Annotated in this window: 22 protein-coding genes and 2 pseudogenes; 18 read left to right on the top strand and 6 right to left on the bottom strand. The window is 64.8% G+C overall.

From position 1 onward, the window contains the following. Nucleotides 1-19: 19 nt before the first annotated feature. The 6 genes and pseudogenes from QQW98_RS01775 to QQW98_RS01750 all read left to right on the top strand — a co-directional run bounded on the left by QQW98_RS01775 (nucleotide 20) and on the right by QQW98_RS01750 (nucleotide 5,519). Nucleotides 20-1,167, top strand: a protein-coding gene (locus QQW98_RS01775; RefSeq protein ID WP_404800840.1) for an IS3 family transposase whose coding sequence is annotated in 2 segments (ribosomal slippage) — nucleotides 20-275 and nucleotides 275-1,167 — 1,149 coding nt in all. Because the reading frame shifts where the segments join, the coding sequence is not laid out codon by codon here. Nucleotides 1,168-1,469: 302 nt separating this feature from the next. After that, the gene (gene ahpC / locus QQW98_RS01770) at nucleotides 1,470-2,036 is read left to right on the top strand and encodes an alkyl hydroperoxide reductase subunit C (RefSeq protein ID WP_290135852.1); all 567 of its coding nucleotides are present in this window, start codon (nucleotides 1,470-1,472) and stop codon (nucleotides 2,034-2,036) included. Between the two features lie 152 nt (nucleotides 2,037-2,188). Then, nucleotides 2,189-3,778, top strand: coding sequence for an alkyl hydroperoxide reductase subunit F (ahpF, locus tag QQW98_RS01765; protein ID WP_290135851.1), 1,590 nt, complete (start codon nucleotides 2,189-2,191; stop codon nucleotides 3,776-3,778). Nucleotides 3,779-4,075: 297 nt separating this feature from the next. Then, nucleotides 4,076-4,832 (top strand): annotated as a pseudogene (locus tag QQW98_RS01760) (IS5 family transposase). Continuing rightward, complete coding sequence (locus QQW98_RS01755; protein WP_290135850.1) at nucleotides 4,832-5,149, top strand: hypothetical protein; 318 nt, start codon at nucleotides 4,832-4,834, stop codon at nucleotides 5,147-5,149. The pseudogene QQW98_RS01760 and the gene QQW98_RS01755 overlap by 1 nt, the downstream one beginning before the upstream one ends. A 10-nt stretch (nucleotides 5,150-5,159) precedes the next feature. Continuing rightward, nucleotides 5,160-5,519, top strand: coding sequence for a hypothetical protein (locus QQW98_RS01750; protein WP_290135849.1), 360 nt, complete (start codon nucleotides 5,160-5,162; stop codon nucleotides 5,517-5,519). Nucleotides 5,520-5,561: 42 nt separating this feature from the next. On the opposite strand, the gene QQW98_RS01745 is transcribed toward QQW98_RS01750, so the two are convergent. After that, nucleotides 5,562-6,146 (bottom strand): hypothetical protein, encoded by a 585-nt coding sequence (locus tag QQW98_RS01745; RefSeq protein WP_290135848.1) that lies wholly within the window; start codon nucleotides 6,144-6,146, stop codon nucleotides 5,562-5,564. 144 nt (nucleotides 6,147-6,290) lie between these two features. Between QQW98_RS01745 and rimP the strand changes: the two genes are divergently transcribed. The 6 genes from rimP to rbfA all read left to right on the top strand — a co-directional run bounded on the left by rimP (nucleotide 6,291) and on the right by rbfA (nucleotide 12,806). Next, a complete protein-coding gene (rimP, locus tag QQW98_RS01740) occupies nucleotides 6,291-6,854 on the top strand; it encodes a ribosome maturation protein RimP (protein ID WP_290135847.1) in 564 nt (187 codons plus the stop codon). After that, nucleotides 6,854-8,551, top strand: coding sequence for a transcription termination factor NusA (gene nusA / locus QQW98_RS01735; protein ID WP_290135846.1), 1,698 nt, complete (start codon nucleotides 6,854-6,856; stop codon nucleotides 8,549-8,551). The genes rimP and nusA overlap by 1 nt, the downstream gene beginning before the upstream one ends. After that, nucleotides 8,532-9,251, top strand: coding sequence for a DUF448 domain-containing protein (locus QQW98_RS01730; protein ID WP_290135845.1), 720 nt, complete (start codon nucleotides 8,532-8,534; stop codon nucleotides 9,249-9,251). Before nusA ends, QQW98_RS01730 begins: the two co-directional genes overlap by 20 nt. Before the next feature lie 78 nt (nucleotides 9,252-9,329). After that, the gene (infB, locus tag QQW98_RS01725) at nucleotides 9,330-11,840 is read left to right on the top strand and encodes a translation initiation factor IF-2 (RefSeq protein ID WP_290135844.1); all 2,511 of its coding nucleotides are present in this window, start codon (nucleotides 9,330-9,332) and stop codon (nucleotides 11,838-11,840) included. A gap of 3 nt (nucleotides 11,841-11,843) precedes the next feature. Beyond that, the gene (locus QQW98_RS01720) at nucleotides 11,844-12,392 is read left to right on the top strand and encodes a DUF1697 domain-containing protein (protein ID WP_290135843.1); all 549 of its coding nucleotides are present in this window, start codon (nucleotides 11,844-11,846) and stop codon (nucleotides 12,390-12,392) included. 18 nt (nucleotides 12,393-12,410) lie between these two features. Next, complete coding sequence (gene rbfA / locus QQW98_RS01715; RefSeq protein ID WP_290135842.1) at nucleotides 12,411-12,806, top strand: 30S ribosome-binding factor RbfA; 396 nt, start codon at nucleotides 12,411-12,413, stop codon at nucleotides 12,804-12,806. 253 nt (nucleotides 12,807-13,059) lie between these two features. On the opposite strand, the gene QQW98_RS01710 is transcribed toward rbfA, so the two are convergent. Both QQW98_RS01710 and QQW98_RS01705 read right to left on the bottom strand, forming a co-directional pair. Then, nucleotides 13,060-13,386, bottom strand: a complete 327-nt coding sequence (locus QQW98_RS01710) for an AbgT family transporter (protein ID WP_290135841.1) — start codon at nucleotides 13,384-13,386, stop codon at nucleotides 13,060-13,062. Between the two features lie 88 nt (nucleotides 13,387-13,474). Next, nucleotides 13,475-13,687 (bottom strand): annotated as a pseudogene (locus tag QQW98_RS01705) (AbgT family transporter); the annotation flags it as partial. A gap of 207 nt (nucleotides 13,688-13,894) precedes the next feature. Between QQW98_RS01705 and QQW98_RS01700 the strand changes: the two are divergent. From QQW98_RS01700 to QQW98_RS01675, 6 genes are all read left to right on the top strand, one after another. After that, nucleotides 13,895-14,473, top strand: a complete 579-nt coding sequence (locus QQW98_RS01700; RefSeq protein ID WP_290136824.1) for a thymidine kinase — start codon at nucleotides 13,895-13,897, stop codon at nucleotides 14,471-14,473. Beyond that, a complete protein-coding gene (gene truB / locus QQW98_RS01695) occupies nucleotides 14,470-15,462 on the top strand; it encodes a tRNA pseudouridine(55) synthase TruB (protein ID WP_319023297.1) in 993 nt (330 codons plus the stop codon). The genes QQW98_RS01700 and truB overlap by 4 nt, the downstream gene beginning before the upstream one ends. Before the next feature lie 28 nt (nucleotides 15,463-15,490). Continuing rightward, nucleotides 15,491-15,760, top strand: a complete 270-nt coding sequence (rpsO, locus tag QQW98_RS01690) for a 30S ribosomal protein S15 (protein ID WP_290136823.1) — start codon at nucleotides 15,491-15,493, stop codon at nucleotides 15,758-15,760. Nucleotides 15,761-16,015: 255 nt separating this feature from the next. After that, entirely contained in the window at nucleotides 16,016-18,322 is a 2,307-nt protein-coding gene (gene pnp, locus QQW98_RS01685) for a polyribonucleotide nucleotidyltransferase (RefSeq protein WP_290135840.1), read from the top strand. A gap of 91 nt (nucleotides 18,323-18,413) precedes the next feature. After that, a complete protein-coding gene (locus QQW98_RS01680) occupies nucleotides 18,414-19,493 on the top strand; it encodes a sensor histidine kinase (RefSeq protein ID WP_290135839.1) in 1,080 nt (359 codons plus the stop codon). Continuing rightward, nucleotides 19,480-20,160 (top strand): spermidine synthase, encoded by a 681-nt coding sequence (locus QQW98_RS01675; protein WP_290135838.1) that lies wholly within the window; start codon nucleotides 19,480-19,482, stop codon nucleotides 20,158-20,160. Before QQW98_RS01680 ends, QQW98_RS01675 begins: the two co-directional genes overlap by 14 nt. Nucleotides 20,161-20,163: 3 nt before the next feature. On the opposite strand, the gene QQW98_RS01670 is transcribed toward QQW98_RS01675, so the two are convergent. The 3 genes from QQW98_RS01670 to QQW98_RS01660 form a co-directional block, all read right to left on the bottom strand. Next, nucleotides 20,164-21,099 (bottom strand): DUF481 domain-containing protein, encoded by a 936-nt coding sequence (locus QQW98_RS01670; RefSeq protein ID WP_290135837.1) that lies wholly within the window; start codon nucleotides 21,097-21,099, stop codon nucleotides 20,164-20,166. 122 nt (nucleotides 21,100-21,221) lie between these two features. Further along, the gene (locus QQW98_RS01665) at nucleotides 21,222-21,755 is read right to left on the bottom strand and encodes a DUF1993 domain-containing protein (RefSeq protein WP_290135836.1); all 534 of its coding nucleotides are present in this window, start codon (nucleotides 21,753-21,755) and stop codon (nucleotides 21,222-21,224) included. A gap of 92 nt (nucleotides 21,756-21,847) precedes the next feature. Further along, nucleotides 21,848-22,555: a GcrA family cell cycle regulator gene (locus QQW98_RS01660; RefSeq protein WP_290135835.1), complete on the bottom strand. Its 708-nt coding sequence runs from the start codon at nucleotides 22,553-22,555 to the stop codon at nucleotides 21,848-21,850. Nucleotides 22,556-22,583 lie beyond the last annotated feature (28 nt).

Here is a 22,583-nt window from a genome sequence, read left to right as displayed (position 1 = left end):
CTGGACGAGGAGTTACGGCATGAAGGCATCGAAGTTCACGGACGCGCAGAAGGCGTTCGTCATCAAGCAGGGCGAGGAAGGCACGCCGGTGGCGGAGGTGTGCCGTAAGGCAGGTATCAGCCAGGCGACTTACTTCAACTGGAAGAAGAAATACGCGGGGCTGATGCCGTCGGAGATGCGACGTCTGCGTGATCTGGAAGATGAGAACGGCCGACTGAAGCGGATCGTCGCTGACCTGACGCTGGACCGCGAGATGCTGCAGGATGTCATCAAACGAAAGCTCTAAGGCCGGATCGGAAGCGCGAGATTATCGACGCTGTTCGGCAGGACTGGCAGGTGACGATCCGTAGGGCATGTTCTGCCTTGCAGTTTGATCGGTCGACCTATCACTACCAGTCGCGCCGAACCGATCCGGCCTTTCTGAAGAAGCGCATCAAGGAGATCTGCGAGACCCATGTCCGCTATGGTTATCGGCGTGTGTATTACATCCTGCGTCGGGACGGTTGGCATGTGAACCTGAAGAAGGTCTACAGGCTTTACAGGGAGTTGGGTCTGCAGCTGCGCAACAAGACGCCCAAGCGGCGAGTGAAGGCGAAGCTGCGAGAGGATCGTGCGCCGGCGGTCCGACCGAACGATGTCTGGGCAATGGACTTCGTGCACGATGAGCTGGCGACTGGTCGCAAGCTGCGGATCCTGACGGTGGTGGATACGTTCTCCCGGCTATCGCCGGTGATCGATCCCCGGTTCAGCTATCGCGGTGAGGACGTGGTCGCCACGCTGGATCAGGCATGCAGGAAGATCGGCTATCCGAAGACGATCAGGGTGGACAATGGCAGTGAGTTTATCTCTCGGGACATGGATCTGTGGGCTTACCAACGCGGTGTGATCCTGGACTTCTCCCGCCCTGGCAAGCCCACGGACAATGCCTTTATCGAAGCGTTCAACAGCAAGCTGCGCAGCGAATGCCTGAACGCTCATTGGTTCCTGAATCTGCAAGATGCTTGCGAAAAGCTGGAGGCCTGGCGTAGACACTACAACGAAGAACGACCGCACAGCGCGATCGGGAATATCCCCCCGATCATGCTGGCAAACTCAGCCGGTGAAACCAGCCCACCGGACCTGAGCAAGGCGGAAAACTCCAGACCTGCGCGGTCCAAGGTTGGGTAGCAGTGCACCTAAAGTGCGGACTCTAATCCAACTTGGAGGAAAATCAGGGGGACACGTCAAACCCCAACTTCGGATTGTTGTCGGCGCAGGCGGCGCGCTCGCTCGCAATCCATCATGGCGCAGGTCGTCTTCGACCAGCGGCTTGCCTAAAACGCAACACCTGTTGGACTTTTCGAAAGCGGCCCTCCGTTAATCGATTATTTCGATGAGCATAATCGTCACTAATCGCTTTGCTGCATTGCAGTGCTCCCTATATCCGGTGCCAGTTCAAACCCGATTCACTGACATCAGGAGTATATTTCATGGGTATCATTGGCAGCACCATCCAGCCGTTCACCGCTACCGCCTTCCAGAAGGGCAAGGACTTCTTCGACGTTTCCGAAAAGGACATCGAGGGCAAGTGGGCGGTGTTCTTCTTCTATCCGGCGGACTTCACCTTCGTGTGCCCGACCGAGCTGGAAGACCTTGGCGAAAAGTACGCCACGCTGCAGTCGATAGGCGTCGAGGTTTTCGCCGTCTCCACCGACACGCATTTCAGCCACAAGGCATGGCACGATACGTCCGAAAAGATCGGCAAGCTGGAATACGCCTTTCTGGGCGACCAGAACCACGTGCTGGCGAAGCAGTTCGGCGTTCTGCGCGAAGGATCGGGTCTGGCCGACCGTGCGACCTTCGTGGTCGATCCGGACGGCGTGATCCAGATCATGGAGATCACCTGCGAAGGCGTGGGCCGCAATGCCACCGAGCTGACGCGCAAGATCAAGGCTGCGCAGTACGTGCGCAACAACCCCGGCCAGGTTTGCCCGGCGGCGTGGGAAGAAGGCAGCGAGACGCTGGCTCCCTCGCTCGACCTCGTCGGCAAGCTCTGAGCCCGACACCCGAAGGCGCGGTGGGTGCAGCCCGCCTGCCGTGCCCGAGCCCGAGACCATAATCTCGGGTCGCAAAGAGGCCCGGGGCACCCCACCCCCACCCCAGCTCCGGGCCTCCATTGTTTTCCATTTCACCGGCAGGAGACCGACCCATGCTCGACGACACCATGAAGCAGCAGCTTTCGACCTATCTTGCGAACCTTCGCGAGCCGGTCGAACTGGTCGCGAGCCTGGGCGACGATGCGAAATCCGCGCAGACGCGCGAGCTGCTGGAAGAGATTGCGGCGCTGCACGACATGGTCAGCGCCAGCTTCGACGGCGACGATGCGCGCCGCCCCAGCTTCATCATCCGCCGCGCGAGCGATGCAACCAAGTGGGTGCGCTTTGCCGGGCTGCCGATGGGACACGAGTTCACCTCGCTGGTGCTCGCGCTGTTGTGGGCGGGCGGGCATCCGCCCAAGGTGGAGCCCGAAGTGCTGGAGCAGATAGAGGCGCTGGAAGGCGACTTCGCGTTCGAGATGTATTTCTCCCTCAGCTGTCACAACTGCCCCGACGTGGTGCAGGCGCTGACGCTGATGGCGCTCTATAACAGCCGCATCACCGCCACGCTGATCGAAGGCAGCACGTTCCAGGACGAGGTCGAGCAGCGCGGCGTGATGGCGGTGCCCGCGACCTTCCTCAATGGCGAGATGTTCGCCAGCGGGAAGATGGGCGTGGAAGAGATCCTGGCCAAGCTGGACACCGGCGCCAGCGAGCGTGCGGCAGCCAAGATGGCGGACAAGGAGCCGTTCGAAGTGCTGGTGGTAGGCGGCGGCCCGGCGGGCGCTGCGGCGGCGGTCTATACCATCCGCAAGGGCTTCAGCACGGGCGTGGCCGCCGAGCGATTCGGCGGGCAGGTACTGGACACGATGGGGATCGAGAACTTCATCTCCGTTCCCTACACCGAAGGACCGAAACTTGCGCGGCAGCTGGAAGAGCATGTCGGCGAATACGATGTCGACGTGATGAATCTCGCGACGGCGAGCAGGCTGGTGCCCGCGGCCGACAAGGGCGGATACCACACGGTCGAGTTCGAGAATGGCGGCGTGCTGCAGGCGCGGTCCGTCATCCTGGCGACGGGCGCGCGCTGGCGGAACCTGGGCGTGCCGGGCGAGCAGGAATATCGCAACAAGGGCGTGGCGTATTGCCCGCACTGTGACGGGCCGCTCTACAAGGGCAAGCGCGTGGCGGTGATCGGCGGCGGCAACAGCGGCGTCGAAGCGGCGATCGACCTGGCGAATATCGTCGGCCACGTGACGCTGGTAGAGTTCGACACGGCCCTGCGTGCGGACCAGGTGCTGCAGGACAAGCTGCGCTCGCTGAAGAATGTCGACGTGCTGGTGAACGCGCAGACGACCGAGATCTCTGGCGACGGCAGCAAGGTCGATGGCCTGGTCTACAAGGACCGGGCGAGCGGCGAGGAGCACCGCGTCGAGCTGGAAGGCGTATTTGTGCAGATCGGGCTGGTGCCCAATACCGAGTGGCTGAAGGATAGCGGCGTGGCCCTGTCGCAGCATGGCGAGATCGAGGTCGATGCGAAGTCCGCGACCAATATCCATGGCGTGTTCGCGGCGGGCGATGTGACGACCGTACCCTACAAGCAGATCGTGATCGCGATGGGCGAAGGGTCGAAGGCGGCCTTGTCGGCGTTCGATTACCTGATCCGCAATTCCGCTCCGGAAGAGATCGCGCAGGCGGCCTGACGCTCCGGGCGTTCCGACCGACGCAAAAAGACCCGCCCCGCCGGACCGGCAGGGCGGGTTTTTGCGTTTGGGTCGCTGGAGGGACGTGTCTTGAGCGGCGACACCGTGATAACGACAAAAGCGATTAATGCGCGCCAATCAATCGATTGGACGCATCAAACCCCGTGCGTCATCCTGCCCTCAACCTTAGGCGAATCTAGGGTCCGGACCCATAAACGGGATTCACACCGGCGCTGCAATGTGATTCACGTGCCTCCAGCGAGGAGGCTTGGTGAATGGCGGATTTCTTCTGGTTTTGTGCTTTGCACGCCTTCGGCTCCGGATGATCAGTGGGCACGGATCGAGCCGCTCTTGCCGAATGATACGCGCGGGATGCCAAGGGTCGATGACCGGCGCGTGCTTTCCGGGATTGTCTAGGCTCTGAAGAGCGGTGGTCGCTGGGGCGACTGCCCGGAACATGTCTACGGTCCGAAGAAGATGCTCTACAACCGCTTCCGGCGCTGGGCCGAACGCGGCGTGTGGGAACGGATCTTCGCCCAGCTCGCCGGGGTCGATGGCGTCCCTGAAAGGCTCTTCATCGACAGCAGCTGCATCAAGGTCCACCGCACCGCCGGCGGCGCAAAAGGGGGGCCTTGGCTCATGGTATCGGCATCACCAAGGGCGGACGCAACACCAAGCTCCATGCCGTCTGCGACGAGAAGGGCCGCCCGCACATCCTCCTGCTGACGCCGGGCAACACGCACGATGCCAAGATCGCTATCCAGACGATCAATGCCGTACCGCCCTCCCGCTATCTGGTCGCCGACAAGGGCTATGACAGCAACGCCTTGCGCTCCTGGCTTATCGAGCGCGGAACCACTCCGGTCATCCCCGCCAGGTCCAACCGCAAAGTGCACATCCAGCACGATCGGCAAATCTACCGTCAGCGCAATGTCGTAGAGCGCATGTCTGCCGCTTCAAGGACTGGCGCCGCGTCGCCACTCGCTTCGACCGCAACATCAAGACATTCATGGCCACCATCGCCATCGCAGCATTCGTCACATGGTGGCTCTAATGAGTCCGGACCCTAGGACGTTGGACCTCAAGTATTTCATCAAGGAAACCTTGCGCGGCGACCCGGCAGGCCGCAGCCGAGAGGAACTCGATCTCTTCAAGGGCACCACGAAGATCTACCATTACGAGGGCGCCGGCGACGACCGCGGTTTCCCGATCTGGCGGACCCTTTCAGTCCTCCTCCTGACGCTGGCCGGGGCTTCCTGCGTCGCATTTACCTTCGTCTCGAGCGATCTCATCAGCGCGCGTGTCGAGGCCCGTCAGGCCGCCGAGGCGGAACACCAGCGCTGCGCCAACAACCCGTGGGCTGCCGAATAGGCTCACACCCATGCCGTTCGGCACCATCTGGAAGCGCGCGACCGATGCTTTTGCGCCCTACTGGGGCCTTGGGCCGCGCTACCACTACGAGAATCGGCGAAAGGCCGACGACGACTTTCCGGTCACTGACAGGATTGCCCGCTGGGCGCTGTTCGGGATCGTCGCGTTCGTCTTCTACGCGATGACGCAGCCCTACCACTCGTGGGGAAACAGCAAGGCTGAAGGCATCTCCGCCGTCGCGCGAAAATTCGATCCGGCCGAGCGTGAGCGGGTGGAGCGGGAGCAGGGCCGTGCCTGCAAGGCCAATCCGTGGGCCCAGGCCTGCCGCGCACCCGTTACGCCCGCCGGACAGTCAGCCCTGACGAATTAACGGCTTGCGGAACCATCTGGCGCCACCTCCGCCCTCTTCATATCAGCCGCCCGAACCGGTCGAGCGGATGCAGCGGAATTCCTCCGCGCCGATCCGCAGGATGACATTGCGGATTGGCGGCTTGGGCGCGATCCACAGGTCGGGCATGTTCCTGCGCACCGCGATCACCGGCTTGTCCGCCAGAAAACCCGCCTCGACGAAACCGATCGCATGGTCGTGCGCCAGCACGAAACCATCGGCGAGCAAGTCCATGTTGCCGCTTTGCGCCTGCACGACGAGATTCGCGGGCCGCTCGCTGCTCGGTTTCTCGGTGAAAGTGCAGCCGCTTTCTTCAGCCGGCACATCGTTGGGGACGAGCCGCTGCGTCCAGCTCCCGCGTTCGGGAAAGCGATCGACCCGCTGGTCGAAAGGCAGCAATTCGCCATCGCGGGTCGCTTCGGCCAGCTGGCGTTTCTCTGCCGCGGCTCCTTCCTTTTCCTGCTCGCGTTCCAGCGGCGGACCTGCGCCAGGTGGCAGCTCGGCCGGAGGCGGGAGCACATCCTGAGCCACGACCTGCGGTTCCTGCGCTCCGCTGTCGCAGCCTGCGATCAGTGCGGCGAAAACCATCGTGGCGATCGAAATGCGCATCTTGCTTTCCATCTCCTACCTGCCTACATGAACCGCATCCCGACATTGTCGATACAAGGTTGAGATGCTGGCGCCGCGAGGGGCCGGCCCGAAACCGGTTTGGCCCCAAACCGGATTGGCAAGGACCGACTGAACGGAGGCCGAATGGCAGATATCGAGCGCCTGACCGAGATTATCGAACCCGAAGCGAAAGCGCTGGGTTTCGACCTCGTGCGCGTGAAGATGATGCCGTCCGAAGCCGGCGACGGCGGGCAGGCGCTGCAGGTGATGGCGGAGGACCCGGCGACGGGCCAGCTGGTCATCGAGCAATGCGCCGAACTGTCGCGCCGTATCTCCGCCCGGATGGACGAGCTGGAAGAGGCCGGGCGCGACCCGATCGAAGGCGCCTATCACCTCGAAGTTTCCAGCCCCGGCATCGACCGCCCGCTGACCCGCGCGAAGGATTTCGCCGACTGGGTGGGGCACGAAGCCAAGATCAGCATGGACAAGGCTTGGAACGGACAGAGGAACCTGCGCGGCCCGCTGGTCGGCATCGACGGCGACACCGTGTCGATAGAGGATAAGAAGGCGGGACGTGTGGACGTTCCGCGGCAAAGCATTCATTCGGCGAAGCTCGTCCTGACCGACGCGCTCATCGCCGCCACCCGGCCGCTGGACACCAGCGGCGCAGACGAAATCGTCGAAACCGAAGAAGAGAGTAACGACTGATGGCCAGTGCCATTTCCGCCAACAAGGCAGAGCTGCTTGCGATTGCGAATTCCGTTGCGTCGGAAAAGATGATCGACAAGTCCATCGTGATCGAAGCGATGGAAGAAGCGATCCAGAAATCCGCCCGCAGCCGCTATGGCGCGGAAAACGACATCCGCGCGAAGCTGGATCCGAACACCGGCGACCTGCGCCTGTGGCGCGTGGTCGAAGTGGTCGAGGAAGTGGAAGACTACTTCAAGCAGGTCGACCTGAAGCAGGCGAAGAAGCTGCAGGACGATGCCAGCATCGGCGACTTCATCGTCGATCCGCTGCCGCCGGTCGATCTCGGCCGCATCGACGCGCAGAGCGCCAAGCAGGTGATCTTCCAGAAGGTCCGCGATGCGGAGCGCGAGCGCCAGTACGAAGAGTTCAAGGACCGTGCCGACGAAGTCATTACCGGTGTGATCAAGTCGGTCGAATTCGGTCACGTGATCGTCAATCTCGGCCGGGCAGAGGGCGTCATCCGCCGCGACCAGCAGATCCCGCGCGAAGCGGCCCGCGTGGGCGAGCGCGTACGTGCGCTGATCACCAAGGTGGAACGCAACAACCGTGGCCCGCAGATCTTCCTCAGCCGCGCGCACCCCGACTTCATGAAGAAGCTGTTCGCGCAGGAAGTGCCCGAAATCTACGACGGCATCATCGAGATCAAGGCCGCCGCCCGCGACCCGGGCAGCCGCGCCAAGATCGGCGTCATCAGCCACGACAGTTCCATCGACCCCGTCGGCGCCTGCGTCGGCATGAAGGGTAGCCGTGTGCAGGCGGTGGTGCAGGAACTGCAGGGCGAGAAGATCGACATCATTCCGTGGAGCGAGGACACGGCGACCTTCGTCGTCAACGCGCTCCAACCGGCGACCGTCGCTCGCGTCGTGCTCGACGAGGAAGAGGGCCGCATCGAAGTCGTCGTGCCCGACGACCAGCTCTCGCTCGCCATCGGCCGCCGCGGCCAGAACGTGCGCCTCGCCAGCCAACTGACCGGCCACCAGATCGACATCATGACCGAGGAAGAGGCTTCCGAGAAGCGCTCCAAGGAATTTGCCGAGCGGTCCAAGATGTTCGAGGAAGAGCTCGACGTCGATGAAACGCTGTCGCAGCTGCTCGTCGCTGAAGGCTTCGTGGAGCTGGAAGAAGTCGCCTATGTCGAACTGGACGAACTGGCCGGTATCGAAGGCTTCGACGAGGAACTGGCCGAGGAACTCCAGTCCCGCGCGCAGGAAGCGATCGAGCGGCAGGAAGCCGCCTATCGCGAGGAACGCCGCGAACTGGGCGTGGAAGACGACCTGGCCGAACTTCCCCACTTGACCGAGCAGATGCTGGTCGTGCTGGGCAAGGCGGGGATCAAGAACCTCGACGACCTGGCCGATCTCGCCACCGACGAGCTGATCGCCAAGAAGCGCGAAGCGCCGCGTCGCCGCAATCCCGAAGGCGGCCCGCCGATGAAACCGACCCGTCCGGCGCGTCCGGAAGACAAGGGCGGCGTGCTGGGCGCGTTCGGCCTGTCGGAAGAGCAGGGCAACGAGATCATCATGGCCGCCCGTGCGCACTGGTTTGAAGACGAAGAGGAAGCTCCGGTAGCAGCCGAGCCCGCCACCGAGCCAAATACCGGGCCAAATACCGGGCCAAATACCGGGGAGGCCGCCGATGCGGACTCCACCCAATGAGAGCCTGAGCTCCGACATCACCGACCCGCGACGCCCCCTGAAAACAGGGGCAGAGCGGCGCTGCATCCTGTCGGGCGAGACGCGCCCGGCGGATGAACTCGTGCGGCTGGCGATCGGGCCGGATGGCCAGGTCCTTCCCGATGTGCTGGCGCGTGCGCCGGGGCGCGGCGCATGGATCGGCGTTTCGCGCCCGGCGCTTGAAAAAGCGATGGCCAAGGGCCAGTTGAAGGGGGCGTTGGCACGCGCGTTCAAGGGCGCGCCGCTGGCGATCCCCGATGACTTGCCGCAGCGGATCGAAGATGCGCTGGTGCGCAATTTCACCGACCGGCTGGGTATCGAAATGCGCGCCGGCAAGATCGTGCTCGGTTCCGACCGCATCGCCGAACATGCCCGCGGCGGTGTGCTGGAACTGCTGCTACATGCTGCCGACGCAGCGCCGGACGGCACCACCAAGCTGGACCAGGCGTGGCGCGTCGGGCGCGAACGGGAAGGGTCGGGCGACCGCGGGACCCGCTTGCCACTGGACCGGGAAGCCCTGTCTGTGGCATTGGGCCGCGACAATGTGGTCCATCTGGCATTGGCCGACGCCCGCGCAGCGACGCGGGTAAGCGGCCCTCTGCTGCGTTTGCAGAACTTTACCGGCGCGGGAGAGCCTGCGCCAGAGACGGGTGGAGCCGGGGACGGCGTCACGCGCCACTAGCGCGCTGCTGGGGCGCGAAAGGGCCGGACGGTCAGGTCCGGACACGAAGAATTGAGCTGAAGGACAGATACGAGTTTTATGAGCGATCAAGACAAACCGACCCGGACCCGCAAGCCGCTGACCCTGAAGGGTTCGCAGCCGGGCGAGGTCAAGCAGACCTTCAGCCATGGCCGCACCAACAAGGTGGCGGTCGAGGTCAAGCGCCGTCGCAAGCTGGTGAAGCCGGGCGAGGAAGCGCCGGCACCTGCGCCCGCACCCGCTCCCGAAGCGGCCCCTGCACCCGCGCCCGCGCCCGCCGCGAAGAAGCCGGCGCCTGCGCCCAGGAAACCCGCCGCGTCGGACGAGACGCCGCAGGAACGCGTCGCCCGCCTGCAGCGCGAGGCCGAGGAAGAGCGCCTCCGCCTGGCGGAAGATGCCCGCAAGCGCGAGGACGAAGCCGCTGCCAAGGCTGCCAGGGACGAGAAGACCCGCGCCGAGGATAACCGCAAGGCCGAGGAAGAAGCTGCCAAGCGCGCCGAGGAAGAGGCGAAGAAGGCTGCCGAAGCTCCGGCCGAAGAGGCTGCGCCTGCTGCTGGCGAGCCTGCCGCTCCCGGAACGCCCGCGCCGCGTAAGTTCACGCCCGTCGCGCGACCCGAACCCAAGCGCCCGCCCAAGAAGAAGGTGGAGGAAAAGCGCACCCCCGAACGGCCCGACAAGCGCCGCGGCGGCAAGCTGACCGTCACCAAGGCGCTGAACGAGGACGAGGGCCGCCGTGCCCGCAGTCTCGCCGCGCTCAAGCGTGCGCGCGAAAAGGAACGTCGCCTCCAGGGCGGCGGCGGCGGCAAGCCGCGTGAAAAGCAGGTCCGCGATGTCGTGGTGCCCGAAGCCATCACCGTTGGCGAGCTCGCCAAGCGGATGGGCGAAAAGGGCGCCGACCTCGTGAAGGAGCTGTTCAATCTCGACATGATGGTCACCGTCAACCAGACGATCGACCAGGATACGGCGGAACTGCTCGTCGAACAGTTCGGCCACAATATCGAGAAGGTTTCCGAAGCCGACGTCGACATCCAGGAAGCGGAAGATACCGATCCGGAAGAAACGCTGAAGCCGCGTCCTCCGGTGGTCACCATCATGGGCCATGTCGACCACGGCAAGACCAGCCTGCTCGACGCGCTGCGCGGCGCCAACGTCGTGAAGGGCGAAGCCGGCGGCATCACCCAGCACATCGGCAGCTACCAGGTGAAGACGAAGGGCGGCGACACGATCACCTTCCTCGACACGCCGGGCCACGCTGCCTTTACCGAAATGCGCCAGCGCGGTGCCAACGTCACCGATATCGTGGTGCTGGTGGTGGCTGCCGACGACGGCATCATGCCGCAGACGATCGAGGCCATCAATCACACGAAGGCAGCCGGCGTGCCCATGATCGTGGCGATCAACAAGATCGACAAGCCGGAAGCCAACGCACAGAAGATCCGCGAGCGCCTGCTGGAGCAGGAAGTGATCGTGGAAGCGATGTCGGGCGACGTGCAGGACGTGGAAGTCTCCGCCAAGGAAGGCACCGGTCTCGACGAATTGCTCGAGAAGATCGCGCTGCAGGCGGAACTGATGGAGCTGAAGGCCCGGCCGGACCGCGATGCGGAAGCGACCGTGGTGGAAGCGCAGCTCGACAAGGGCCGTGGCCCCGTCGCCTCCGTGCTCATCACCCGCGGCACGCTGAAGCGCGGCGACACCTTCGTCGTCGGCACCGAAAGCGGCCGTGTGCGCGCCATCGTCAACGACCAGGGCAAGCAGATCAAGGAAGCCGGCCCGTCCATGCCGGTCGAGGTCCTCGGCCTCGGCGGTGTGCCGATGGCAGGCGACAAGCTGACCGTGGTGGAGAACGAGGCACGCGCCCGCGAGGTGGCGGAATATCGCCGCGAAAAGGCGACCGAGAAGCGCACTGCGCTTGCCCCGACCAGCTTCGACACGATGTTCAACAACCTGCAGACCGACGTGGTGGAATTCCCGGTCGTGGTGAAGGCGGACGTGCAGGGCAGCGTGGAGGCGATCAACACCGCGCTCCACAACCTGTCGAACGACGACATCAAGGTCCGCGTGCTGCACGCAGGCGTGGGCGCGATCACCGAAAGTGACGTGACGCTGGCGGCTTCGTCCGGCGCACCGATCATCGGCTTCAACGTGCGCCCCAATCCCAAGGCGCGCGAGCTGGTGAAACGCGACAATGTCGAGATGAAGTATTTCGACGTGATCTATCACCTGACGGACGAGATCACGAAGGAAATGCTGGGCGAACTCGGCCCGCTGAAGGTCGAGAATGTCGTCGGCCGTGCCGAGGTGAAGGAAGTCTTCAAGTCGGGCAAGCGCGACAAGGCCGCCGGCTTGCTGGTTACCGAAGGCGTCATCCGCAAGGGCCTGTTCGCACGCCTCACGCGCGAAGACGTCATCGTGTCGGCGACCACCATCGCCTCGCTGCGGCGCTTCAAGGACGACGTGGACGAAGTCCGTGCCGGCCTCGAATGCGGCGTGGTCCTGGAAGACACGAACGACGTGCAGCCGGGCGACAGCCTCGAGGTCTTCGAGATCGAGGAGCGCGAGCGGACGCTGTAAGCCTTGCGCTACGCAGGCCTCATCGCGCGGGTTAACGTCGGGCGGAACCGCATCTCCATGGCGGAGCTGCGCGAGGCGATGGAGCGCGAGGGGTTCGCCAATGTGGAAACGGTCGTGGCGAGCGGGAATGTCCTGTTCGACCACGAGCCGCGCCCTTCTGCCGGGATCGCGGAGAAGCTCGGCCTGCTGATCACCGAGCGGTTCGGCTTCGACACGTTCGCCATCGTCCTGACGCGCGAGGAGCTGGCTGCGGTGATCGATGCCGATCCTTTCGCGGGCGAGGGCGAGGACAAGTTCGTCCACACGCATTTCCTGCAGGATCCGCTCGATCCCATCGCCTTCGACGCGATGCTCGCCGCCTACCAGGGCCGCGGGTCGGAGCGGATTGTGGCTGGCCCCAAGGCTGGATCCGTGCCGACCATCCATGTCGATTACGTCGAGGGTGCCGGTAAGAGCCGCCTTACGCCCGCCTTCATCGAGCGGCGGCTGGGCACGCAGCATACGGCGCGCAATCGCAGCTCGCTCAGGCGGATACTGGACAAGATGGGCTAGGCCCGCCACCTAGCGCCCATGGCCCGCCGCGAGCATACATCCGAACAGCAATCCGTCCGCGTCCTCAAGGTGGGGGAGCGCGTGCGCCACATCCTGTCGGAACTGCTCGCCCGGCAGGAAGTGCATGACGACACGCTGTCCGCCCATTCGGTCAGCGTCACCGAAGTGCGCATGTCCCCCGACCTGCGCAACGCGGTCGCTTACGTGAAGCCGCTGATGGGCGAGGCGGAGGACGTGGTGGTGAAGGCGCTGCGCACCAACACCGCCTTCCTCCAGCGCGAAGTCGCCAAGCGCCTCGGGCTGAAATTCGCCCCGAAGCTCACGTTCCGCGCCGACGAAACGTTCGACGAAGCCGACCGCATCGAACGGCTGCTGCGCGATCCCAAGGTAGCGCGGGATTTGGGCGGGGATTGAACATTAGAACTCTCCCCTCCCCACGGGGAGGGGCCGGGGGTGGGGGATCGGACCTAGCGGATATAGCGAGCTGCTAGCTCCGCACACCCACTCCCAACCCTCTCCCTCAAGGGAGAGGGCTTTGCTTTTTACTCCGCCGCAGCCGGGCCGGTCGGGTCCACGGTGCTCGGCACTTCCATGAACACTTCCGCGCCGGGGCCCAGCGGCAGGTCGAGCGCGACCCAGCCGATCGTCATAATCAGGCCCGCGACCATCAGGCCGATGGAATAGGCAGCATGGTCGCCGCCAGCGATCCCAGGCCGAAGTCCTTCTGCCAGCGCTGGCAGAAGATCAGGATCAGCGGGAAATAGACCATCAGCGGCGTGCCTGGGCCGAAGTTGAAGACCAGCCACAGCGCCACCACGCCGAGCACGGCCAGTCCGGCCCTGCGCAGGCCCTTGCGCTCGCCATCGGTCAGCGCGCGGTCGGTCTGCTCGTCGGCGGCGGCATTGCCGGCCTTGGCCGGGTCCCACCTGCCAAGGCGCGGCTCGATCATGCGGTCGGTGACGTACCAGATCACCGGCAGGAAGATCACGGTCATCCAGACGATGAAGAACCAGTTGCCCCGCGATGTTGGCGGTGAAATCGCCGAACACGGTCTCCACCGCGGCCTCCGTAATGCCGAACAGCAAGGCATCGAGCTGGCCGGGCAGGAGGTTGGCGGAAAAGCCGCCGGATGCGCCGGCGAAACTCGCCGCGATCCCGGCGATGGGATGGCGTCCGGCGGCATGGAAAATGATGCCGGCCAGCGGGATCGGCACGACGTAGGCGGCATCGGCGGCCAGGTTGCCCAGCATCCCCACCAGCAGCGCGATCGGCGCGTTCCTGACTCCGGCGCGCATGGCGGTGCCGAACAGGCCCGCGCGCTCTGCCACGCCAGCGCCCAGCATAACCACCAGGACCTATCCCAGCGGGTGGAAGTGGGTGAAGGTCTTGGGCATGTCGACCCACATCTGGCGGATTCTTTCCGCCGACAGCAGGCTCTGCCTGTGGACTATCACCGCGCTGCGCCGTTGTCGCCCCGCGCCGGGCAGGATACCCACGGGCCGATGGCAAAGCTGTATTTCTATTACGCGAGCATGAATGCCGGCAAGTCGAGCACCTTGCTGCAGGCGGCATTCAATTACGGCGAGCGCGACATGCGCGTGTCGCTGTGGACGGCGGCGATCGACGACCGGCCGGGCTTTGGCGCGATCAGCAGCCGGATCGGGCTTGCCAGCGACGCGCACCGATTCGAGGCGGATACCGACATCCTTTCCCGGGTGCTGGAAGACCATGCGCGGGAGCCGATTCACTGCGTGCTGATCGACGAGGCGCAATTCCTGACCGAGGGGCAGGTGTGGCAATGTGCCGAGATTGCCGACCGCCACGACGTCCCGGTGCTGTGCTATGGCCTGCGCACCGATTTCCAGGGTGCATTGTTCCCCGGCTCCGCCGTACTGCTGGGCATTGCCGACAGCCTGGTGGAACTGAAGGCCGTCTGCCACTGCGGGCGCAAGGCGACGATGAACCTGCGCGTCGACGAAAACGGCGCCGCGGTGAGCGAGGGGGCGCAGACCGAAATCGGCGGGAACGACCGCTATGTCGCGCTGTGCCGCCGCCATTTCAGCGAGGCGCTGGGCAAGTGAGCGACGATGCGATCAACGGTGCGATCAACGGCTGGATCATCCTCGATAAGCCGCGCGGGCTGGGCTCCACCCAAGCAGTCGCGGCCGTAAAGCGCAACTTGCGCGAAGCTGGGCTGCCGAAGACCAAGACCGGTCATGGCGGCACGCTCGACCCCGAAGCCGAAGGCGTGCTGCCGATCGCGTTGGGGGAGGCGACGAAGCTTGCCGGCCGCATGCTCGATGCAAGCAAGGTCTACGACTTTACCATCCGGTTCGGGGAGGAAACCGATACGCTGGATGCCGAGGGCGAAGTGACGCAGCGCACCGACCGCCGCCCGCCGATGGCCGCGATTTCCGCGGTGCTGCGGCACTTCACCGGCGAGATCGAACAGGTCCCGCCGAAATACTCCGCCCTGAAAGTCGACGGAAAGCGCGCCTACGCCCGCGCGCGGGCGGGCGAAGAGGTGGAGATGAAAACGCGGATCGTGACGATCCATTCGCTCCGCCTGCAGGGGCAGCGTGACGATGGCGATGACATCCCGAGCGCCTTTGCCACCAGTGCCGGCCGCCCCGACCCCTACGATCCGCAGGCACCGCTGGAACTGGCCGATGCGGTCACGCTGACGGCGCACGTCAGCAAGGGCACTTACATCCGCTCCCTTGCACGGGATATTGCACGCGCCCTTGGCACGCTGGGGCACGTTGCCTACCTCAGGCGTACCAAGGCCGGCCCGTTCCGCCAGGAACAGGCGATTTCGCTAGACAAACTGAACGAAATCGGTAAGGGCGCGGCGCTTGAAGACCTCCTCCTGCCGCTCGAAGCGGGGCTGGACGACATCCCGGCCCTGGTCCTCGATCCGGAAAGCGCGCAGGCGGTCCGCCAGGGCCGGGTCGTTTCCGGGCTGCCCCACACCGACGGGCTTTACTGTGCGATGCTGGCCGATGTGCCGGTAGCGCTGGTGGACCTGAACGGCGGTACGGCGAAAGTCGTGCGGGGGTTCAACCTTTGAAGATGTCGCTGAGCAAGTGAGAACAGACATGTCGGTTACCGCCGAAAACAAGCAGAAGATCATCAAGGACAACGCCCAGGGCAAGGGCGACACCGGCTCCCCCGAAGTACAGGTCGCCATCCTGACGGAACGCATCCGGAACCTGACCGACCACTTCAAGAGCCACCACAAGGACAACCATTCGCGTCGCGGCTTGCTGGCCATGGTCAACAAGCGCCGCAGCCTCCTCGCCTATCTCAAGAAGAAGGACGTGGAGCGCTACAACGCCCTGATCCAGAAGCTGGGTCTGCGTAAATGACGCAATAAGTTCGGCCCGCCACTGGCGGGCCGTTTACGTTTGCGTCATCCCCGCGCAGGCGGGGATCGCAGGCCGCCTGGCCTGACAAACATTGCCTGAGGCCCCCGCCTTCGCGGGGGATCACGGACAGTAAGAGACGCAATCCGGCGTCTCGCTCAAATGGGGCAGACATAGTCCCCGAACCGGACCGGGACGGTATCCCCGGCAGTAGGCCCCGCATCGCAATGAGGCCGTGCGGGTCATTTAGGAAAATACATGTTCGACAAGAAAACCGTATCGCTGGAGTGGGGCGGAAAGACCCTCACCCTCGAAACCGGCCAGATCGCCCGTCAGGCAGACGGCGCCGTACTGGCCACCTATGGCGAAACCGTGGTGCTGTGCGCCGTGACCGCCGCGCGTAGTGTGAAGGAAGGGCAGGACTTCTTCCCGCTGACCGTCCACTACCAGGAAAAATTCTCCGCTGCGGGCCGTATTCCGGGCGGCTTTTTCAAGCGCGAAGGCCGCGCCACGGAGAAGGAAACGCTGACCAGCCGCCTGATCGACCGCCCCGTGCGGCCGCTCTTCCCGGAAGGTTTCTATAACGAAATCAACGTCATCGCTCAGGTCCTGTCTTATGACGGCGAGACCGAGCCCGACATCGTCGCGATGATTGCTGCATCGGCCGCGCTGACGATCAGCGGCCTGCCCTTCATGGGCCCGATCGGCGCCGCGCGCGTCGGCTTCTCCGATGGCGAATACGTCCTCAACCCGACCGTTGCCGACGCGCTGGGCGAAAACGGCAATCTCGACCTCGTCGTAGCCGCTACGCAGGACGCGGTGATGATGGTCGAATCCGAAGCGAAGGAACTGACCGAAGAGCAGATGCTCGGCGCCGTCATGTTCGCGCATGAGGAAAGCCGCAAGGTCATCGGCGCGATCATCGATCTGGCCGAACAGGCCGCCAAGGATCCGTGGGAACTCGACCCGGTCGAAGACAAGACCGCCAAGCTCGAAGAGCTGCGCGGCGTCATCGGCGACGATCTGGCGAAGGCTTACAAGATCACCAACAAGGCCGAGCGTCAGGACGCGGTCAACGATGCCCGTGCCAAGGCGCGCGAGCATTACGCCGATCTGGAAGAGAGCGATCCGGCCGAATACATGGGCCGCTTGAAGCTCGTGAAGAAGCTGGAAAGCGACATCGTGCGCAAGGCGATCCTAAAGGATGGCCAGCGTATCGACGGCCGCAAGACCGACGAAGTTCGCCCGATCGAGGCGATGGTCGGCCTGCTGCCGCGCACCCACGGTTCGGCGCTGTTCACCCGCGGTGAAACGCAGGCGATCTGCACCACCACGCTGGGCACCAAGGATGCCGAGCAGATGATCGATGGTCTGGAAGGCCTGTCGTACAGCAATTTCATGCTGCACTATAACTTCCCGCCCTATTCGGTCGGCGAAGTGGGCCGCTTCGGCTTCACCAGCCGTCGCGAAACCGGCCACGGCAAGCTCGCCTTCCGCGCGCTGCGCCCGGTGCTGCCCGATCACGAGGAATTCCCGTACACAATCCGCGTTCTGTCCGACATCACCGAGTCCAACGGCTCGAGCTCGATGGCGACGGTGTGCGGCGGAAGCCTGTCGATGATGGACGCCGGCGTGCCGCTGGCGCGCCCGGTTTCGGGCATCGCCATGGGCCTGATCCTCGAAGGCAGCGACTTCACCGTGCTGTCCGACATCCTGGGTGACGAAGATCATCTGGGCGACATGGATTTCAAGGTGGCAGGTTCGGAGAAGGGCATCACGTCCCTGCAGATGGACATCAAGGTCGCCGGCATCACGCAGGAGATCATGCAGACCGCGCTCGAACAGGCGAAGGCCGGTCGTGCGCACATCCTCGGCAAGATGACCGAAGCGCTCGGTTCCTCGCGCGGTGAAGTTTCCAAGCACGCCCCGCGCATCGAGACCATGCAGATCGACAAGTCGAAGATCCGCGACGTCATCGGTACGGGCGGCAAGGTGATCCGCGAGATCGTGGCCGAAACCGGCGCCAAGGTGGACATCGACGACGAGGGCGTGATCAAGATCTCGTCCAGCAATGCCGACGAGATCGCCGCTGCAAAGGCGTGGATCGAAGGCATCGTCGAAGAAGCGGAAGTCGGCAAGATCTACAACGGCAAGGTCGTCAACATTGTCGACTTCGGTGCATTCGTGAACTTCATGGGCGGCAAGGACGGTCTCGTCCACGTGTCCGAAATGAAGAACGAGCGTGTCGAGAAGCCGACCGACGTCGTCAGCGAAGGCCAGGAAGTGAAGGTCAAGGTCCTCGAGATCGACCAGCGCGGCAAGGTCCGCCTGTCGATGCGCGTGGTCGACCAGGAAACCGGCGAAGAGCTGGAAGACACCCGCCCGCCGCGCGAACCGCGCGGTGATCGCGGCCCGCGTGGCGGCGGTGATCGTGGCGGACGTGGCGGCGGTCGCGGTGGCGACCGTGGCGGTCGCGGTCGTGGCCCGCGTGGCGGCCGTGACAGCGACGGCGGCAACGACAACGGGGGCGGTGAAGCCCACGTGCCCGACTTCCTCAAGGACTGATCCTTCAAACGCCTTTTGGCATTTCAGGGCCGCGGGAGTATGCGCTTCCGCGGCCCTTTCAATAATTGCCAGACGAAAGCGACCCGATCCGATGTTCAAGGCCCTCAGGGACCTTCCGCCCGATAGTCTGACCTTCCTGCAGCGCCTGCCGCTGGCTCGCCGCCGTCCGTGGATCGGCTATGGCGTCGCCATTCTGTCCAGTCTCGCCGGGCTGTTGCTGCGCTGGGCGGTTGGCGGGGCGCTGCCGGACGGCTTCCCCTACATCACCTTCTTTCCCCCCGTGATCCTGACCGCGTTCTTCTTCGGTGTCGGGCCGGGTGCGCTCGCGGCACTGCTGTGCGGCCTGCTGAGCTGGTATTTCTTCATCCCTCCGGTCGACAGCTTCGCGCTCGACTTCCGGGCGGTGGTGGCTCTGGCTTTCTTCCTCGGAATCGTCGTGGTGGACATTGCTCTCGTCCACTGGATGCAGATCGCCAACGCGCGCCTGGCACTGGAACAGCGAAAGAGCGCCGAGCTGGCCGAGACGCGCGAAATGCTGTTCAAGGAACTGCAGCACCGCGTCGGCAACAACCTGCAGATGGTGTCCTCGCTCCTCACGGTGCAGCAGCGGGGCATGCGCGAAGGGGAGGGCAAGCAGGCCCTGGCCGATGCCTCGCGCAGGTTGGGGTTGATCGGCCGCCTGCAACGGACGCTGTACCGTTCCGACGGCGCGCAGTTGCCGCTGGGCAGCTACATCAACCGCATCGCGCAGGACACGCTGGACGCGTCGGGCAGGCGCGATATCCGCTATGTGTTCGACGAGAAAGCGCAAGGCACGCTGGAAGCGAAAGATGCAGTGCCGACGGCCCTCGTCGTGGCGGAAGCAATCAGCAACGCGCTGGAGCACGCTTATGCCTACGCCGGCGGCCCGCTTGAGGTGACAGTGGTCGAGAACGAGTACGAGGACGAGGCGGACCGCTGCTACATCATCTGCATCCAGGACGAAGGCACCGGCTTGCCCGATGGCTTCGAGCTGGAAGGATCGGACAGCCTCGGCCTGCGGATTGCCTGCACTCTCGCCAAGGGGCTGCGCGGGGAATTTACGCTGGACAACCGGGTTGACGGGAAGGGCGCGATCGCCCGCCTCGTGATCCCCGCTTCGCAACCGGAGGATTACGATGCTGCCGCGTGAACATGTCGCCACGGCGGAGATTCCGGGCGGGGGCACGCTGGAACTGGCCAGCCACGGGCGCGACTTCATCATCATGCTGGGCCGCGACGAGCTCATGGGCACGAGGATGCGCTTTAGCGAGGAGCAACTGGCCGAGCTCACGGTGGAGCGACTGGCAGCAAGTGCGCCGAACCTGCTGATCGGCGGCTACGGCATGGGCTTCACTTATCGCGCGGCACTGGCCGCCCTGCCCGAAAGGGGCAAGGTGACGGTGGCGGAGGTAGTCCCCGATATCCTCGAATGGGCAAAAGGTCCGCTGGCGGAATTGACCGGCGATTGCCTGGACGATCCGCGCGGGGAAATCGTGATTGCCGATGTCGCCGCGCTGATCGACGATGCGGTGGACGGCACTACACCGCGTTACGACGCGATCCTGCTGGACGTGGACAACGGGCCCGACGGCATCGTCCATGATGGCAACGAACGGCTTTACACGCGCACCGGGCTAGCCCGGGCGCGCGACGCGCTGAACCCGGGCGGTCTGCTGGCCGTATGGTCGGCGGCGGACGATCACAAGTTCACCCAGCGCCTGCGCGATGCACGTTTCGATGTGGAGGTCCGCCGGGTGCGCGCGCGGCCCAACAACAAGGGCCCGCAGCACTTCATCTGGTTCGCGCGAAAGCGTTGAGGCTCAAAAGCCGTAGATGAGCGTGAACCGGGTGAGGGTGTCGGTCGAAACCGCGCCTGCCAGCGGATCGGTCTCGTATTCCACGGCGTAGCTGAAACGCGCGGATAGCGAGGCCCCGAGCCCGGCCTCCAGCCCCGTGCGCGCCGCCAGCGTCGTGCCTTCGGGTTCGTAGAACACGCTGGCATCCTCGAACAGTTTCAGTCGCTCCGCCACCTGCCAGTCGAAATCCAGCGCGGCGAGGGCGGAGATGCGCTCCCGCGCCGTGCCCTCCACCCTCTCCGTGCGTCGCCAGGCCGGACCGCCCTTGACCGAAAGCTGCCGGTCCTTTTCGTCGAGCAGGGTCAGGCCCGCGCCGCCGGAGACCGAAAAGCGCGCGTCGTAACCCTGGAACCGGTCGCTTTCGAACTGGGCGAGGCCATAGAGAAACACCCAGTCGTCCACCCGGTAGTTGGGCTCGTACGTCGCCCGGTACTGCTCGCGCGCGGCGACGCCATTGTTTTCCTGGTAATCGGCCAGCAGCGCAATCTTGTGCGTCCAGTCGATCCCCTCGCGCTCCAGCTTCGCGCCGGCCGTCAGACCCAGCTGGTCGGCGTTCCCGGTGGCGCGGAACCCGCCGAGCTGGCCTTCACCGGACCAGTGGGCGAAAACGTCGGCTTCGCGCAGCGCGCGCTTTTCCTCGGCGGCTTTTTCGGCCGCGATCCGCTCGCGTTCGGCGGTGAACGCCGCTACCAGTCCGTCGATTTCCTCGACCGCATCGGGGTTGGTCGTGCGCGCCGCTTCGGCGACGGCCGCGACCTTTGCCGCATCGCCCGTGTCGATTGCGGCCTCCACCATCGCGCGAACCGGCTCCGGCAGATCCTGCGCCGCGGCCGGCGTGGCAAGAAGGACAAGCGCGGCCAGCGGTGCGGCGCGGCGGATCGGGTCAGGGATGGCAAACATGGATCGGGCGGCCCCGGCTGCTTTACGAATATGCAAAGACGCCTAGAGGCCGCCTGGCCATTTTTGCAAGCCCGGTCGACCGACCGTCAGCCCATCTCGATGATCGGCTTGAAGACCTTTTCCTAGCCTTCGATCTGCGAGAGACGTAGCGCGCCGAGATAGTCGCGCTTGCCCAGAGAAACGCCCTTCATCCGCAGGATGTCGTAGAAGGTCGTGGCGTGGAAATAGAAATTCGGCAGGTTGAAGCTCATAAGGAATTCTTCGGCCGGGCCTTCGAAGCGCGGCTTGCCGCCGAGGACGAATTTTACGTTGCGACCGGCCAGTTGGGCCAGCTCGCCTTCACTGACCTGGCCCAGCGTATCCTGCGCATCGGTGATCATGGCTTGCATCGCGCCCCAATCCATAGGCAGCTCGGTGAAGTCGGGCGTGAATTCGCCGCCCGCCGCCTGGCGCAGTGCATAGGCCGAATGCATCCAGCAGGCGCGCACGTGCCAGGGCAGGTCCCACATGTCGTCCGCCAGCTTCGCCTGCAGCAGCTCGCCGTCGTCGAGATCATTGTCGCGCACATGGGTCTCCGCCTTGGAGACGAGCCCGTCGAGCCCGGTAAGGATCTGGCGGCAGCTGCCGACGAAGGCGGTGTGGAGGGATATGGCCATGGGAAGCTCCACTAATGGGCAATGAAAAGGGCCCGGCAGCCTTGTAACTGCCGGGCCCGGATTTTGTGTCGCGGCAATAGGTTGTTGCCGGATCAGCGGACGCGGGGCCCGCCGAAGGGCAGGGGCGGCGGGGGACGGCGAGCACCGCGCGGAAGCTGTGCCTGATACGCCCGCCCGCAATGTTCGACGCAATAGGGGAAGCCGGGGTTCACCGCCTCGCCGCAGAAGTGGAAATCGCTTTCGCCCGGGTGGCCCATCGGCCAGCGGCAGACCTTGTCCGACAGGTCGAGCAGGCTGGTCTTGTCTGCAATCGACGGGTCGGGCTTGGCAGGCACCAGCCGGCGCGGCGGCGCGGGCGGGATCGGCGGTTGCTGGTCGCCGGGCCCTTGCCGCAGGAAGCCGCCGGGGCCGACCGAGACGATCTTGGGCTGGTCGGCGCGGTTGGTTGCGCCGGGGATCGGCTGGCTTTGGACCGGCTGCGATGCGGCGGCCGGACGCTGGCCCGGGGCCTGCGCAGGCGCGGCAGCCGGTTTCGCCGCGGGAGCGGGCGCGGGCGCAGGTGCCGCGGCCTTCTTCGGCGCAGGTTTGGCAGTTGCAGCCTTTTTCTTCTTGGCGGCCGGCGCGGCCTTCTTCTCGTTCGCTTTCACCGGCGAGGGACGGCTTTTCAGCCCGAGGCGATGCGCCTTGCCGATCACGGCGTTACGCGACACGCCGCCCAGCTCGTCGGCGATCTGGCTTGCCGTGGCACCGCCTTCCCACATCTTGGTGAGGGTGGCGATACGGTCTTCGGTCCAGCTCATGCAAATTCCTGTGCGTTCTCAATTCGGG

The sequence above is a fragment of the Alteriqipengyuania flavescens genome (genome assembly GCF_030406725.1).
Taxonomy (GTDB): Bacteria; Pseudomonadota; Alphaproteobacteria; order Sphingomonadales; family Sphingomonadaceae; genus Alteriqipengyuania_B; species Alteriqipengyuania_B flavescens.
Note: the sequence above shows the minus strand (reverse complement) of the source record. Positions and strands in the feature narration are given on the sequence as shown.

Coding starts and splice junctions, on each gene's coding strand:
- ahpC (WP_290135852.1), top strand. CDS start 1,470: ATGGGTATCATTGGCAGCACCATCCAGCCGTTCACCGCTACCGCCTTC.
- ahpF (WP_290135851.1), top strand. CDS start 2,189: ATGCTCGACGACACCATGAAGCAGCAGCTTTCGACCTATCTTGCGAAC.
- QQW98_RS01755 (WP_290135850.1), top strand. CDS start 4,832: ATGAGTCCGGACCCTAGGACGTTGGACCTCAAGTATTTCATCAAGGAA.
- QQW98_RS01750 (WP_290135849.1), top strand. CDS start 5,160: ATGCCGTTCGGCACCATCTGGAAGCGCGCGACCGATGCTTTTGCGCCC.
- QQW98_RS01745 (WP_290135848.1), bottom strand. CDS start 6,146: ATGCGCATTTCGATCGCCACGATGGTTTTCGCCGCACTGATCGCAGGC.
- rimP (WP_290135847.1), top strand. CDS start 6,291: ATGGCAGATATCGAGCGCCTGACCGAGATTATCGAACCCGAAGCGAAA.
- nusA (WP_290135846.1), top strand. CDS start 6,854: ATGGCCAGTGCCATTTCCGCCAACAAGGCAGAGCTGCTTGCGATTGCG.
- QQW98_RS01730 (WP_290135845.1), top strand. CDS start 8,532: ATGCGGACTCCACCCAATGAGAGCCTGAGCTCCGACATCACCGACCCG.
- infB (WP_290135844.1), top strand. CDS start 9,330: ATGAGCGATCAAGACAAACCGACCCGGACCCGCAAGCCGCTGACCCTG.
- rbfA (WP_290135842.1), top strand. CDS start 12,411: ATGGCCCGCCGCGAGCATACATCCGAACAGCAATCCGTCCGCGTCCTC.
- QQW98_RS01710 (WP_290135841.1), bottom strand. CDS start 13,386: ATGACCGTGATCTTCCTGCCGGTGATCTGGTACGTCACCGACCGCATG.
- QQW98_RS01700 (WP_290136824.1), top strand. CDS start 13,895: ATGGCAAAGCTGTATTTCTATTACGCGAGCATGAATGCCGGCAAGTCG.
- rpsO (WP_290136823.1), top strand. CDS start 15,491: ATGTCGGTTACCGCCGAAAACAAGCAGAAGATCATCAAGGACAACGCC.
- pnp (WP_290135840.1), top strand. CDS start 16,016: ATGTTCGACAAGAAAACCGTATCGCTGGAGTGGGGCGGAAAGACCCTC.
- QQW98_RS01680 (WP_290135839.1), top strand. CDS start 18,414: ATGTTCAAGGCCCTCAGGGACCTTCCGCCCGATAGTCTGACCTTCCTG.
- QQW98_RS01675 (WP_290135838.1), top strand. CDS start 19,480: ATGCTGCCGCGTGAACATGTCGCCACGGCGGAGATTCCGGGCGGGGGC.
- QQW98_RS01670 (WP_290135837.1), bottom strand. CDS start 21,099: ATGTTTGCCATCCCTGACCCGATCCGCCGCGCCGCACCGCTGGCCGCG.
- QQW98_RS01665 (WP_290135836.1), bottom strand. CDS start 21,755: ATGGCCATATCCCTCCACACCGCCTTCGTCGGCAGCTGCCGCCAGATC.
- QQW98_RS01660 (WP_290135835.1), bottom strand. CDS start 22,555: ATGAGCTGGACCGAAGACCGTATCGCCACCCTCACCAAGATGTGGGAA.